The following is a 12894-nucleotide window of genomic DNA, read 5'->3' as shown; positions in this document are numbered from 1 at the left end:
GCCCGGTTGTCGGGCAAGTTCCGGCTGAACGAGAGCCAGACCGCCGTGCTCGACCGGGCCGGGACGGCGCTGGCCCACGAGCACCGTAGTGCCCGAGCCGCCCGCTGACGACCGCATCCCCGCATCCGCCGACTCTTCGTCGCTGATCGATCAGATCGTCCGCGACGGCGCTCGCAAGATGCTCGCCGCCGCACTCCAAGCCGAGGTCGACGCCTACATCGCCGCCTTCGCCGACGAACGCGACGAGCACGGCCGCCGCCTGGTCGTGCGCAACGGTTACCACGCCCCGCGCGAGGTCCTCACCGTAGCCGTGCGGCCACAACTTCACGACTGCCGAAAACAATCGAAATCGACGGGTGGGAACTCAATGCCGTTGCTTGACTCACGCAACTATCGCGGGTTCGGTGGTGGTGCTCTTGTTTGGGACTCTCCTGGTGAGCCGTGGAGCCGGATGGCCCCGACTGGTTCGATAGCGGGGCCCGTACTTGTCCGATGAGCCAGTTGAAGGTGTTCTTCGCCTTCGCAAAGACGTCAGGCCAGGCTGGTGTCGTGCGGTGCCCGCATAGGGCTCTTCTCTCACCAGGGACATGTGGTTGGCACCTTTGAACCTGACGGTGGAAGAGCCCTGCCGCAATCACCCGCCCGGTGACGAAGCAGATGACGGCGCGATGCCGTCTCGTCACCCTCCGTCGTTCCGCGCGGACACCTCACGCGCCACCGGCTCGGTCACCATGAACAGTCCCGGCCCTTCTTCCTTCACCCAGCCGCGTTCCACCAGCCGCTTCAGCTTCGAACGTAGCCCTTCCCGCTTGGCCGCCTCATCCGGCAGTCCCATCGCCACCGCGATCTGCCCGGCCCGTATCGCCCGCCTGGCATCGGCCATGATCTCCACCGCGTCTCGGTACGCGGGGCAGCACCGCCGTATTCATGCCGGGTTGCCAGTGCGGCACCCGTCACCACACCCAGCACCGGCGGCGCGGTGCCGGCCGCGTCGGCGGCCCCGGCCTGTCCATCGGGCTCATCGAGCAGCTGGGCCGCTTTCACCCAGGATCTCCTCGACGGTCTCCCGTGTGATCGTCAGCCGTGACAAGAGTCCTGCTCGTCCTACATCTGTGAGGTGAGCGCGGCGATCTGCTCGCCGATCTCCTCGATCCGCCGGCGGGCCGCGGCTTCGCGTCGTGCCAGTTCCTCGAGCAACGAGCTCGCCGTCACCACCGCCTCACGGGTCTGCACTCACAGTAAAAGGCGGTTCCCGAATCAAACAGTCACGACCACAAAAGCCCAGTTCAGGAGCTCACTGAGGGAGAGCCACACCCTCCTTCAATTCGCCGCCTGCGTTGCCGTCGCACCCGACGCGCCCTGTCGCGTGCCGGTCCTTCCGCATGCAGTTGTACAGGGGGTGTACTCGTTGATAGCGATGTGCGCGACGGGTTTGCCGGTCTCCTTGACGATACTCACCGCCCCTGCCTGGAACTCCGGATCAGAACGACGCCTCGTGGTTCCTGCCACGACCGAGCCCCTCCTGGTTCGGTCGTCACGTTACGCGGGAAGCCCCGTCGGGGGAGACCGCCCGAGCTACCCGATCGGTTTCCTGATGGTGATTCAGCGCGGAGGCCGGGAGGCGAGGTAGCGGGGGAGATGATCGTCACAGCAGGCCCAGCGAGTGCCGGACTTGTCGGTAACGGTGTATTTGGGGTTGTTGGGGCAGCGGTTGTTGCGGTCGCCGCCGCCCCAGGTGCAGCGGGTGCGGCTGGCCTGGCCGAGTTGAGGATCGTGGGGATCGTAGTCCTCGATCTTGGCGGCGGGTGGGCGTAGGCCGGTACGGTCGCCAACCTCGACGACCTCGTCGGCCCCGAAGGCGCGACTGGCGCCGGAGGGACTGAGGTCGGCGGCGCGCCCCAGGGTTTCCAGAGTGTAGGGGCGTGGGGCGACGTAGGCGCGGCCGTAGGCGAGCAGGAGCCGGATCTGTGTGTCGGCGTCCTTTTTGGCCGCGACCAGGCCTTCGATGGTGTTCAGCAAGGGATCGAAACCGGGGCCGCTGGCGTCCCATGCCGCGTCCAGGTTTTCCGCGAACGCGGCGCGGGCTTCCTCTACGCCGGCGACAGCGGTGTTGAACGCCTCGGATGTGGTCTCGTCATGCTCGGTGGCGACCGGCATAGGGTGGCGGATCGCCGCGAGATCAGTGAGCATCTCACGTGGAGTCATACGAGAAGCATGCAACGTCCTTTGCCTGAGTGCAAGGGTATTGCGTGAGGATCGTGAATTTGAAGGAGTGCAGGCTCTCTGGGGGCGCGGGGGACGGTGCGGTGCTGTTTCCCATGCCGTCCGGGCGAGGCGCAGTCGATGCTCGATCACCATCCTTCCGTCCAGTGCCTGACGTCGGTGAACGTCGGGGTGATACCGAGTTCGTGGGAGACGGACAGGGACGCGTGGTTGTGCTCGAACGCGCCGGAAGGGCTTCATCGGCAGCCAGTTCCCGCGAACGCGGAAGATCACCCGACCAACGGCCCTGTCGCTAAGGCCCCTCTTGTCCTGATCTACAATGTAAAGGCTTCGGCGAGCACGGCAACACACCTTTAGAATCAATACGGAACGGGCTTCGCCCGTACTCGCTCACTAAATAAGGGACTTGACGCCAGCTGAGGAGTCGGGTGGACCGGATTTTCTCGGAGCCGACGTACGGGGCGCGCTCGGCGGCCGCGGCATGAGCCGCTGGCGCTACCTGGCGGCTTTCGTATCCCGGTGCGGCGAGCACCTCGCCTATGAGGAGCGCCCCATCCGGCACCTTCCAGGAGTCCCGCTCCGGGAGCGAAGTTCCCTCATTCCCGCAGGGGCGGTCATGGCCGAACACGCCTGCCTCGACCGAGAGATCAAGCGAACGGACCACAGCAGGAGCTCCACCGCGAAGCGGCGGATTCCCGCACAGATCGCTTCCGCGAAGCACTTCAACGAAGGTGTGCTGGTCAGACCTTCATGGGGACCTGGGGCAGCGTTAGCGCTGGCCGGGATGATACGCCGATGCGGCCGCCCACCCGAGATCACTGACCGGGCGCTACCTGGCCGGTGAGGGGTCGCGGCTACGCCGGGCCCGCCGCCCGGTCGGGGGTGACATCGGCTGGGTGGAGCTGCACGATCTGCGTGCGCACAACGTGACCGCGGACCGGGTGCGTTTCACCGCTGGTTGGCTCGCCTGCCTGGCTGGGGTGAGCGGCGGTGGTGTGAGCAGGTTGCTTCGTGCGCTGGCGGCGAGTGTGGCGGCCGCCTTGGACGGAACGGCGACCAGCATGGTGCGGGGGGTGAGCGGCATCGAGGGGTTCAGCTGGGTCGCCGTCGTCGATCAGGAGCCGTTCGGGCGGACGCCGCGATCCAACCCGGCTACCTACAGCAAGGCGTTCGACATCGTCCGCAGGCTGTTCGCCAGAACCGACGTGGTGCGGGGCGCGGGGTCAATGCCTCTTGGTTCAGCTTCAACACCGCGAATGGCTGCCGCTGCGGGACCTGTACTGGATATGGCCGCAAGCTGGTCGACATGAGCTTTCTGTCGGATGTGTGGGTGGTCTGTGACGCGTGCGGCGGGCGGCGTTACAAGCGGGAGGCCTTGGAAATCAAGTATCCAGGGCTGGCCATCGATCATGTGCTGGAGCTGACCGTCGCCGAGGCTGTGGAGCAGTTCTCCGAGATCCGACAGCTCGGGGAGATCCCGCAAGCCTTGGACCAGGTCGGGCTCAGCTTTCTCCGATTAGGTCAGAGCGCCACAGGGGTGTCCCGGGTGAGGCGCAGCGGCTGAGGCTCGCTTCGGTGATTCAGCGAGGTGCCGCCGGCCGCAGGGCCGGGCTTGTCGTTCTCGACGAACCCGTCTCGGGTCGCACCCGTTCGAGGTCCAGCGGGTGGTTGACGCCTTCGATGTGTTGCTCGGCTCGAGCAGCACCGTCGTCGTAGCTGAGCATGGCATCTCCGTGGCCGCGTCCGTGGACTGGTTGTTCGACTTGGGGCGCGGAGCCGGTCCGGACGGAGGTGCGGTGGTCGCAGAGGGCCCCCCGGACACCGTCGCGGCTGCGGACACCGCGACCGCGGTTTTCCTCCGGCGGTACGCGGTGGGCCTGCCGCTCCTGGAAACGTGGGAGGGCAGGCGGAGATTCGGCGCCGGGGCGCGTCCAGTCTGAGAGGGTGCGGAGAGCTGTGATCTGTAGGTTGATGTACGCGAGTCTGCTCAGGTCGCTTGCTGCTATCGGTTGATCAGTCCATCCAATCTCTCGCCGCTTCAAGGCCGGTACCGATACCGCCTGGGGCCGACAGCAGCGGCTGGGTATGAGCGGCGTGCTCGGGTTTGGCCTCGGCCCCGAGGCGGCTCGGGTCGTGTGGTGGTCGATGGCCGACCACGTAAGGGGAACGGCCACGAACCTGGCGGCGCAGCACGAGAGCGGAGCGGCACACGGGGCTGTGTCTGACCAGTGGTGCAACGCCTATCTTCCTGTTTTCATGCTGGGCTCTCGAAGCACATGGCGCCTCTCGATGGCCGGCCGCGGTTCGACCTGACCGAGGTTTGGGAGGCCGGGTTGCGGCGCTTGTTGGACGGGGTGGCGGTCCAGAGCCTCACACGATTCAGCGGCAGACCGTGCTGGGCGCGGGGTTGCGTCCTGGGGATCAGATATCGGTCGATGGTGTCGGTCGCGCAGGTGTTACGCGGGTATGAGGGGTGCCCGTCGCTGTTCTAGGTCAGCACGCGTGGCCCCTTGATGCCGTTGGCCAGGCTCTTGGCCCAGGCGAGCGGAGTTGGCGGGATCATGTGTGTGTTATCGGCCAGCGGAACGGGCGGCGCCTGGGTGATGTGCGCCGGCCGCTGGGGATTGGGCGGCGGGGCGGGCTATCGCGGGCATCCGGTCGTCATGTTCCAGAACTCCGACGTCCCCGTGCAGCGACGAGACGCGCTACCAGGGATGACGGGTTAAGCGCCGACGTGGATGTGGGCGGCCCACAGGGACGGAGTGGCGGGGTACCGGTCGCGGACGGTGCGGACGGCGTGGTGCAGGGCGTGGGCGGCCCGGCCGGTGTCGAGGACGTTTTCCTCGGCGGCCAGCCCGGCGTAGAACGATTCGGTGATTTCGACGGCGATCTGGTCATTGATGTCCCACAGGGTGCCGACGACGTGGGGGAAGCCGACGAGCTGGAACGCCGAGGCCAGGTGGATGGCCTCGTCCAGCAGGACGGAGTCGGCCGTGGTGGCGGTGCCGCACGCTGACAGGTAGGCGAGTCGGGCCTGTTCCAGCGCGATGGGGGCCAGGCCGGCCACGCTCAATGGATCGTCCTGGTGATCGCGCAGTAGCAGTCGGCTGCGTGAGGGGTCGGCCGGGTCGAGGTGCCCATGGCACGCGAAGTGCGCGATCGTAGCATCGGGTAGGTGGACCAGGACGTTGGCCTTTGTCGCCGGCCCGGCGGTGGGGGCGATGTCGGAATCGAGGTCGGCGAGCAGCGTCAGGCGAGGTAGCCGAGACCGTAGCAGCTTCACCTCGTCGGGCACGTTGGGTAGGCGGCCCTCTTTGGGCAGTCCGGGCGTTGTCGGCATCGCCACGACCAGCGTCCGGTCCGATCGGGGGAGGTGGTCGTCGATCCGCCGGCGGGCATGACTCAACGCGCCGATGGTGGGAGTGTAGGAGGAGATGACCCGATCCATCACGGTGCGCCGTTGCTCGCCCGGCGGGTCGGTATGGTGGCCGGCGGCGTGGACGGGGAGCAGGCCCAGCCGCCCTCCCGGCACCCACCACACGCGCGGCCACTCCTGGCCTGGCTCGGGCGGCCGGTCGTAGCCCAGGGCGCGCAGGACCGGTTCGGCGGCGACGTCCCATAGCCACTCCAGGGTCTGGCGCACCCGTGGCTGGGCCTCCATGCGCTGTTTGCGGGGCACCTCGCGGTCGGTGATGATCCGCAGGGCGTCGTGGAAGTCGGTGACCCGGCCGGCGACCGCGTCCGGGGTCAGGGCGGGCAGCGGCAGGGCGGCCACTCCGTCGCCGGTGAGCAGCAGGGCGTCGCTGCGGTGCGCGCCGACATTGAACACCACCACCGGCCCGGATCGGGCCTGGGCCAGCAGCTCCTCCGTGGTGGGTGGCAGGGCGAAGGAGGCGAAATCGTCCAACGCGCGGATGTCGGCCAGCACGTCGGCGAACTCGGCGGCCAGCCGGCGTCGGTCACGTGCCGCGTGCTCGGCTGACGCCGGATTGGGGTTCGCCTCTCCCCCTGTGGGAGGGGAGGGAGCGGCATCGGCGGGACTGTCCAGGAGGTCACGTAGCCGGGTGAACCGGTCGGCCAGGTCGGGATGTCGCTCGCGCAGGTCGGTCAGGTCGCTGCGGGTGTGCAGGGCTTGGCTGAGCAGCACCGCTCGTGCTGCCTCCAGCAAGCTCAGCGCGCGAGCGGCGGCCCGGTCGGCGGGAGCGTCAGGATCGGTCAGGGCGAAGGCGGCGGCGGTGGTGGCGAGTCCGGAGAACCGGCCGATCGCGTGTTGCTGATCGGCCCGTTCGAGGTAGCGTGGAGCCACCTCGGGTAGCAGCCGTACCGCTCCCTCCAGGAGATCGGCCGCCCGGCCCGGATCCGATGCGGCCGCCACGTAGGCGGCGAACTTGGCCGCCCGCACCCGAACGGACGGCGGGGACGAACGAAGCTCGAAGGCCTGCTCGTAGACGGCCGCCGCCTCATCCAGGTCGGCCTGGTCCTGGGTCAGCACGTACCGCTGCACTAGCGCGGTTCCGAGGTTGGACTGGATCATGGCGAGGTTGGGCTGGTCAGGATGGGTGGCCGCGGCCGCCTGACGCGTGACCTCGATAGCCTCGTCGAGGTCGTCGCGGTCCTGGGTGCGCTCGAACCGGCTCCTCAGCGCGTTGCCCAAGTTGTTCAGATACATCGCTCGGTTGGGGTGGTCGACCGGGCTGAGCGTCACCGCCTGGCGGAGGGTCTCGATCGCCTCGTTCAGGTCTAGCGGGCTTTCGGTCCGCTCGAACCGGCTTCTTAGCGCGTTGCCCAGGTTGTTGAGGAACATCGCTTGGTTGGGGTGGTCGGCCGGGCTGAGCGTCACCGCCTGGCGGAGGGTCTCGATCGCCTCGTCGAGGTCGTCCTGGTTCTGTGTGCGCTCGAACCGGAGGCTCAACGCCGCTCCCAGGTTGGACAGGAACATCCCGAGGTCCGGGTGCCCGTCGGTGGCCGCCACCGCCTGGCGGAGGGTCTCGATCGCCTCGTCCAAGTCTGGCCGGTCCCCGCTCCGCTCGAAGCGGCGCAGCAGCGCTGCGCCCAGGCCGGACAGCGATATCGCGCGGTCCGCGTGGCGGTCGGGGATGTCGGCCACCGCCTGGCGTTCGATCTCGATCGCCTCCTCCAGGTCAGCCTGGTCCCCGGTGAGCTCCGACCGGAGTACCAGCGCGCCGCCGAGGTTGCACAGGCAGAGCGCACGGTCCAGTCGGTCAGCCGTGGCCGCCACCGCCTGGCGGCCGGCGGCCACGGAGGCGTCCGCGTCGGCCCGGTGCCCGCTCCGCTCGAAGCGGGTGCGCAGCATGTTCCCCAGGTGGTCCAGGACCATCGCGTGCTCGGGGTGGCCGGCGGGGGTGAGCGCCGCCATCTCTCGGGCGGCCTCGATGGCCTCGTCGGGGTCGGCCTGCCGCTCGGTCCGCATGACCCGGATCCTTAGCAGGTCGCCCAGCCTGTCGGAGTACATCGCGTGGTCGGGATGGTGGGCGGGGACGGCCGCCACCGCCTGACGGGCGGCCTCGATCGCCTCGTTTAGGTCGGCTCGGTCTCCAGTTCGCTCGTACCTGGCCCGCAGAGAGCCTCTCAGGTTGTGCAGACGCGTCGCCCGGCTGGGATCGTCGGCGGACGTGGCCGCCACCGCTTGACGGGCGACCTCGATCATCTCGTTCAGGTCGGATTGGTCCCCGTTACGCTCGAACCGGATGTTGAGCGACTTCCCCAGGTTGGTCAGATATATCGCGCGCTCAGGGTGGTCGGCGGACGTGGCCGCCACCGCTTGACGCGCGATCTCGATCCTCTCGTCCAGGTCGGATTGGTCCCCGCTCCGCTCGAACCGGAGTGCCAGTGCGACGCCCAAGTTGTTCAGGTACATCGCGCGGTCTGGGTGATCGGTGGACGTGGCGTTCAGAATGGCGCGCCACAGGTCGAGCGTCCCTCCGAGCAACGTCGGGTCGGGTGAGGCGAGAACGCGCTCGAGCATCGCGATGGCCGGAGGAGCCGCCTGCTCGGCCATGATGGGCAGGAGCGGCTCGGGCAGGTTCCCGACGCCGCACGCGAAGCAGGGAGTCAGCATCAGGACGGCGACGCTCAGATCCTGCCCGCCCTCGCCCTCGGGCAAGGCATGAAAGCGGAACCAGTGCAACCAGCCAAGGACGTACCGGGCATGTATGTCCCCGTCGTCGTCCCGTAGCAGGCGGAACAGTGCCGCGGCCTGCGCCAGGAGAGCGGGATCCAGCACCGATGCCAGGCCGTCATCGGACAACCGCTCCAGCCTGGCCTTGATCACCTGGACGAGTTCCTCACGCTCTCCCATTGACCCCTCCTCGACCGACGCCCAAGGAAGAGGCTAATCACGCGGTCGATCTTGCGGGGAGGATTCGCACGATATCGTCGTAGCCGCTTGCCCCCCCGGCGAACAGGAGAGCAATGGTTCAAGAAGCCAGTCCTTCCGCTGACAACGTGGCCGACGCGGTGGCGTACGTCTGTGCCCACCTGGAGGAGTTGCGCGACGAGCATCCTCGCCTGCTGCGCAGGGTCCTCGCGGCTCTGAAGCACGGTCGCGACCCCGTTGGCCCGCTGCGCGCCCTGCACGAGGCGATGTTGGCCGCCGGCGACCACCTGGGCCTGTACGGCACCCGAAGCCTTTGGCCAGTGGGGATCGACGTGAGCCGATCGGGCGAGGAGGTGTACCTGTGCCCCGGGCGGCACGGTTGCTCCCACTACCGGTGGCCCGATCCGGTCGGTGACACGCCTCGGTGCGCGATCAGTGGTGATCCGATGCGCCTGGACCGGTTGTAGCCGGTGAACGCGTTGCTGAGCGAGCTCGGTAAGAAGATCGCCGAACGGTGGTTGTCACTGCTGGTGCTGCCCGGTGCCCTGTTCCTGGCCGTCGCGCTCGCCGCCCGCACTCTGGGACACGCTCACGCCCTGAACCTCGGCTGGCTCACCGCCGAGATCGGCATGTGGGCGCGCTCTCCTGTCGTCGGGACCGTCGGCGGGCAGGTGATTGTGCTGGGGGCGATCCTGGCCGCGGCTGCGGCCGCGGGCCTGGTGGCCCAGGCGTGCGGGTCGGCACTCGAGTACGTGGTGCTGGCCGCCGGCTGGCGTACCTGGCCGTGGCCGCTGCGGCTGCCGGCCGGCCAGCTGGTCGCTCGTCGGGCCCGTCGCTGGAGCGCGAAGAACGCGGTCCATCAGCGAGTACGCGAACAGGACGCGGACGCGCTCGCACACGGCCGGCGAGCCGACCCCGCACCGCGCCACCGGGCCCGCCGGGCGGTGGAGCGCATCAGCGCCGAACCCCCGGACCGGCCCACCTGGAGCGGCGACCGGACGCACGCCGTCGCGCTCCGCCTTGAGCGTGACCTGCAGCTGGACCTGGCCACGGTGTGGCCGCACCTGTGGCTGCACCTGCCAGATACCGTCCGCGCCGAGATCGGTGAAGCGCGCGTCGCCCTGGCCCGCGCCACCACCCTGGGCGGCTGGGCGCTGCTCTACCTCCCTCTGACGATCTGGTGGTGGCCCGCCCTGCCCACGGCGGCGGTTCTGGCCATGGTGTCTAAGCACCGTGTCAGAAGCGCCACCGACGCCTACGCGACGCTCGTCGAAGCCTGTGTCCGCCTGCACGTCGCGGGCCTGGCCGACCACCTGGGCATCGACCACGCCGGCCGGCCCACCACCGACCTCGGCGCGACGGTCACCCGCTTCCTCACCAGTAGCCGGCCCCCCGCCACACCTCCGCCGTGACGGTGCCATCGCCCCGGTGACCCAGCCGCCCCAAACGCCGCGGCCAGCCCTTCGACGCTGCCGCCACCGACGATCACGCGCCAGTCTTCCGCCCGGAGGCCGGCAGCCGGGCCCGTTCTAGGATGCCCGACCAGCCGCCGGCGTTGACGTGCGCGGGCGCGGGCGCGTTGCTCAGGATCATGGCGGTCTGGACGGTTGCGTGATCCGTTCTGCCGCCCCGCCCGACACGGCCGCAGCGTGAAGTACGGCCCGGCGCGGCGGATCAACTGGTCCACTCCGTCGTCCACCCCGATGGTGAGGCGGGGCTAGAAGCAACGCCGTTCAGTTAGGGCTGGGACGGCGGTGTCAAGGGCTGGCCGGGATCATGGTGATGCTGATGGCGGCTTTGTAGGTGGTCCGGTCGATGGCGGGTCCGCGGGCGTTGTACTTGGAGATCGCGCGTTTGACGATGCGGTCTTTGGTGCGGACTCGCCGGGCGGGCAGGAGGTGGGCCAGGACCTGACGGCCGATGACGCCGATCAGGTCGATGTCGCTGCCGGTGCTGAGTCCGGCGGCCAGGATGAGCTGGTCGCGGGCGGCGGCCAGAGCGGTGGTGAAGCCGGCCCGGTCGGGGTCGGTGCCCGGGACGCTGTCGGTGGCGTCGGTCATCGCGGTGCGCAGGACCTGGTAGACGGTCAGCAGCGCCCAGACCTCCTGCTCGATACCGGCAGGAGTGTGCGCCCGCGGGACGTGCCCGCTCAAGATGGTGGACTTCAGCTCGGCGTAGGTGGTCTCGATCTCCCAGCGCTCGTGGTAGAGCCGGATGAGGTCGGCCGCCGGGTGGGCCGAGGGGTCGGTGAGGGTGGTCAGCGGCCGGTAATGGCCGGTCCTGCTGCCTGCCGCGGTGCGGATGGTGATCTCGGCGTCGATGACGCGAACGGTCAGCGCGCCGAGCCGGGCCAGGAACGAGCCGTCCCGGCAGCGGCCTACGGCGGGCAGGTTGCGGCCGGACTTGCAGCGCACCAGCAGGGCGGCGCCGGTGCTGGCCATCTGGTTGAGCAAATCGGCGGCGGCGAAGTTCCGGTCGCCTAGCAGCAGCATCCCGGCCCGCAGGTTCGCCGCCAGGCAGCGGGCGTAGTCGAGCTCGCCGATGGCGGCCGGCCCGAACACGGCCGCGATCAGCGACCGGGTCCCGCGGGCCACCAGCGCGGTCAGCCGCAGTTGCGGGTATCCCGAGATCCCGTTGCCGAGCCGCTGCCGGGCGAAGACCGCAAGATTGGCCGGGCAGTCCGGGACCGGCAGCAGGGTGCCGTCGACGGTGACCACTCGTAGTCCTCGCCACCATCCGGCGGCGGCGGTTGTCACTGCGGGGCCGCTGATCAGGTCGAACAGCGCTTTCATCGGGGCTGGTCCCAGCCGTTAGCGGGCCTGGCGAAGAGCGCTGCCGCTGGGCCGTACCGGTGCCGGGCCCGCCAGTCCGGCGCACATCCGATCGAACACCTGCCGGTAGCCCAGGCCGGTGAACAAGGCCGCGGCCAGGAGCGGGTAGACCGTGACACGAGCCGGCACCAGCCGGACCCCGCGCTCTTGCGCGTGAGTTTCCGCCAGCACCTCATCGACCATCTCGAACGGGATGATCCGGGTCAGTTCGCCCAGGTGCCCCGGCGCGAACACCCCACCGGCTACCCCGGCCGTTCGTTGTATGGCAATCTGTTCCAACAGCGGAGCTCCTGTGCTGAGGATGTCTTGGAGTGACACCCCTCTTCTACAGCGGCTCCGCTGTTTTGTTCACCGGTCTTGACGAACAGCCCTCTCCCTTAACTGAACGGCGTTGGGGCTAGAAGTCGTCCGAGCCGAAGGCGTGACGAGCCCAGGGGGCGAACCCCTCGTAGTAGGGGTAGATCGTAACGGCGTGCCTCGCGCCTGTGTGCGCGATCCCCTTCAGCAGGTGCGCGAAGGCGGGCCGGCCCTGGACGGGCAGGAACTCCTTGGGCAGATGGCGGGCCCAGGGATGGACCCGGGCGTCCAGCCCCCTGCGGCGATCAGGACCCTCCCGCGGTCACTGTCCGTCATCCGTCACTCCCTGGGGGTAGGTTGTCCGCATGAAGGTCGTACGGGTGACCGGCGTTCTCATCGAGGGTGATCACATCCTGCTGCTCAACCAGGACACTGACACCGGGCGGTCGTGGTCGCTGCCCGGTGGCAAGGTCGAGCGGGGCGAAGGGCTGGGGGACGCGCTGGTGCGCGAAATGCGGGAGGAGACCGGGCTGCGGGTCGCCGTGGGCCGCCTGTTGTACGTGTGCGATCACCTGCCCGCCAACGTTGTCCACGTGACCTTCGAAGTGACCCGCACCGGCGGGGTCGTGGGTGACGTCACCGTCGGCGCCGACGCCCGCCCGATCCGCAGTGTCGAATTCGTCAAGCTCACCGACCTGCCCACGCTGGGCTTCTCCGAGCGCTTCGCCGAGCTGTCCCAGGCTGGTTTCCCCGGCGTGGGCTCCTACATGGGATCGAAGGCCGCCATCGGCTTGTGAGGCGGCTCGCAGGCCGCCGGGGGTGAGCGCGGCCGGGAGGTGGCGGTCCAAGACGGCCAGCGGCCAGCCTCGCTCGGCTAGGCCGTCGATCCGCCCGCGCGGCGCCGGGGTGACGTGCGGGGCCGAGGCCGGTGGCGGACAGGCCGCGTCGCGGACCAGGCGGATGCCGTCCCCTCGGGAACTGCCGGCCAGGTGACGGTGCCGGGGCGGGTGTACTTCCACCGGGGTGGCGGGGTGTTCCAGGCGGCCGTGCGGCCAGTGTGCGTGATGTCAGGCACGGAGCGGCTCCGTGTCTGTCGGCAGGAGAGCGGCGGCGCGGTAGGAGATGCCCCACCGGCCCGCGATCTCCCAGACGTAGCCGACCATGCCGGTCGGATTGACCTGCTGACCGGCGGTGATAGGGGGTTCC

11 protein-coding genes and 1 pseudogene are annotated in these 12894 nt (G+C 69.1%); 6 read left to right on the top strand and 6 right to left on the bottom strand.

Going from position 1 to position 12894, the window contains the following annotated elements:
* Positions 1–88 precede the first annotated feature (88 nt).
* Positions 89–310, top strand: a pseudogene (locus tag ACWEJ6_RS52970) (IS256 family transposase); the annotation flags it as partial.
* Positions 311–679: 369 nt separating this feature from the next.
* Here ACWEJ6_RS52970 and ACWEJ6_RS52965 read toward each other — a convergent pair.
* The 3 genes from ACWEJ6_RS52965 to ACWEJ6_RS52955 all read right to left on the bottom strand — a co-directional run bounded on the left by ACWEJ6_RS52965 (position 680) and on the right by ACWEJ6_RS52955 (position 2205).
* Entirely contained in the window at positions 680–892 is a 213-nt protein-coding gene (locus tag ACWEJ6_RS52965; RefSeq protein ID WP_452433287.1) for a hypothetical protein, read from the bottom strand.
* A 212-nt stretch (positions 893–1104) separates the two neighbouring features.
* Positions 1105–1233, bottom strand: a complete 129-nt coding sequence (locus ACWEJ6_RS52960) for a hypothetical protein (RefSeq protein ID WP_452433285.1) — start codon at positions 1231–1233, stop codon at positions 1105–1107.
* 369 nt (positions 1234–1602) lie between these two features.
* Positions 1603–2205 (bottom strand): hypothetical protein, encoded by a 603-nt coding sequence (locus tag ACWEJ6_RS52955; RefSeq protein ID WP_452433283.1) that lies wholly within the window; start codon positions 2203–2205, stop codon positions 1603–1605.
* A gap of 914 nt (positions 2206–3119) precedes the next feature.
* On the opposite strand from ACWEJ6_RS52955, the gene ACWEJ6_RS52950 reads away from it, so the two are divergent.
* Positions 3120–3533, top strand: a complete 414-nt coding sequence (locus ACWEJ6_RS52950; RefSeq protein WP_452433281.1) for a hypothetical protein — start codon at positions 3120–3122, stop codon at positions 3531–3533.
* On the top strand, positions 3530–3787 hold the full coding sequence (locus ACWEJ6_RS52945) for a hypothetical protein (RefSeq protein WP_452433280.1): 258 nt from the start codon (positions 3530–3532) through the stop codon (positions 3785–3787). Before ACWEJ6_RS52950 ends, ACWEJ6_RS52945 begins: the two co-directional genes overlap by 4 nt.
* 1158 nt (positions 3788–4945) lie before the next feature.
* Here the strand turns inward: ACWEJ6_RS52945 and ACWEJ6_RS52940 are convergent.
* Entirely contained in the window at positions 4946–8542 is a 3597-nt protein-coding gene (locus tag ACWEJ6_RS52940; RefSeq protein ID WP_452433279.1) for a CHAT domain-containing protein, read from the bottom strand.
* 146 nt (positions 8543–8688) lie between these two features.
* Between ACWEJ6_RS52940 and ACWEJ6_RS52935 the strand changes: the two genes are divergently transcribed.
* Together ACWEJ6_RS52935 and ACWEJ6_RS52930 are read left to right on the top strand one after the other, a co-directional pair.
* The gene (locus ACWEJ6_RS52935) at positions 8689–9027 is read left to right on the top strand and encodes a hypothetical protein (RefSeq protein WP_452433278.1); all 339 of its coding nucleotides are present in this window, start codon (positions 8689–8691) and stop codon (positions 9025–9027) included.
* Positions 9028–9030: 3 nt separating this feature from the next.
* The gene (locus ACWEJ6_RS52930; protein WP_452433276.1) at positions 9031–9972 is read left to right on the top strand and encodes a hypothetical protein; all 942 of its coding nucleotides are present in this window, start codon (positions 9031–9033) and stop codon (positions 9970–9972) included.
* A gap of 345 nt (positions 9973–10317) precedes the next feature.
* Here the strand turns inward: ACWEJ6_RS52930 and ACWEJ6_RS52925 are convergent, their stop codons facing one another.
* A complete protein-coding gene (locus ACWEJ6_RS52925) occupies positions 10318–11367 on the bottom strand; it encodes an IS4 family transposase (protein ID WP_452433288.1) in 1050 nt (349 codons plus the stop codon).
* A 3-nt stretch (positions 11368–11370) separates the two neighbouring features.
* Positions 11371–11670, bottom strand: coding sequence for a transposase domain-containing protein (locus tag ACWEJ6_RS52920; RefSeq protein ID WP_452433275.1), 300 nt, complete (start codon positions 11668–11670; stop codon positions 11371–11373).
* A 383-nt stretch (positions 11671–12053) separates the two neighbouring features.
* Here ACWEJ6_RS52920 and ACWEJ6_RS52915 point away from each other — a divergent pair, with 383 nt between their 5' ends.
* On the top strand, positions 12054–12485 hold the full coding sequence (locus tag ACWEJ6_RS52915; RefSeq protein ID WP_452433274.1) for an NUDIX domain-containing protein: 432 nt from the start codon (positions 12054–12056) through the stop codon (positions 12483–12485).
* Positions 12486–12894: the final 409 nt, after the last annotated feature.

The organism is Nonomuraea sp. NPDC004702 (assembly GCF_053601695.1).
This window is presented reverse-complemented; position numbering and strand designations above follow the sequence as displayed.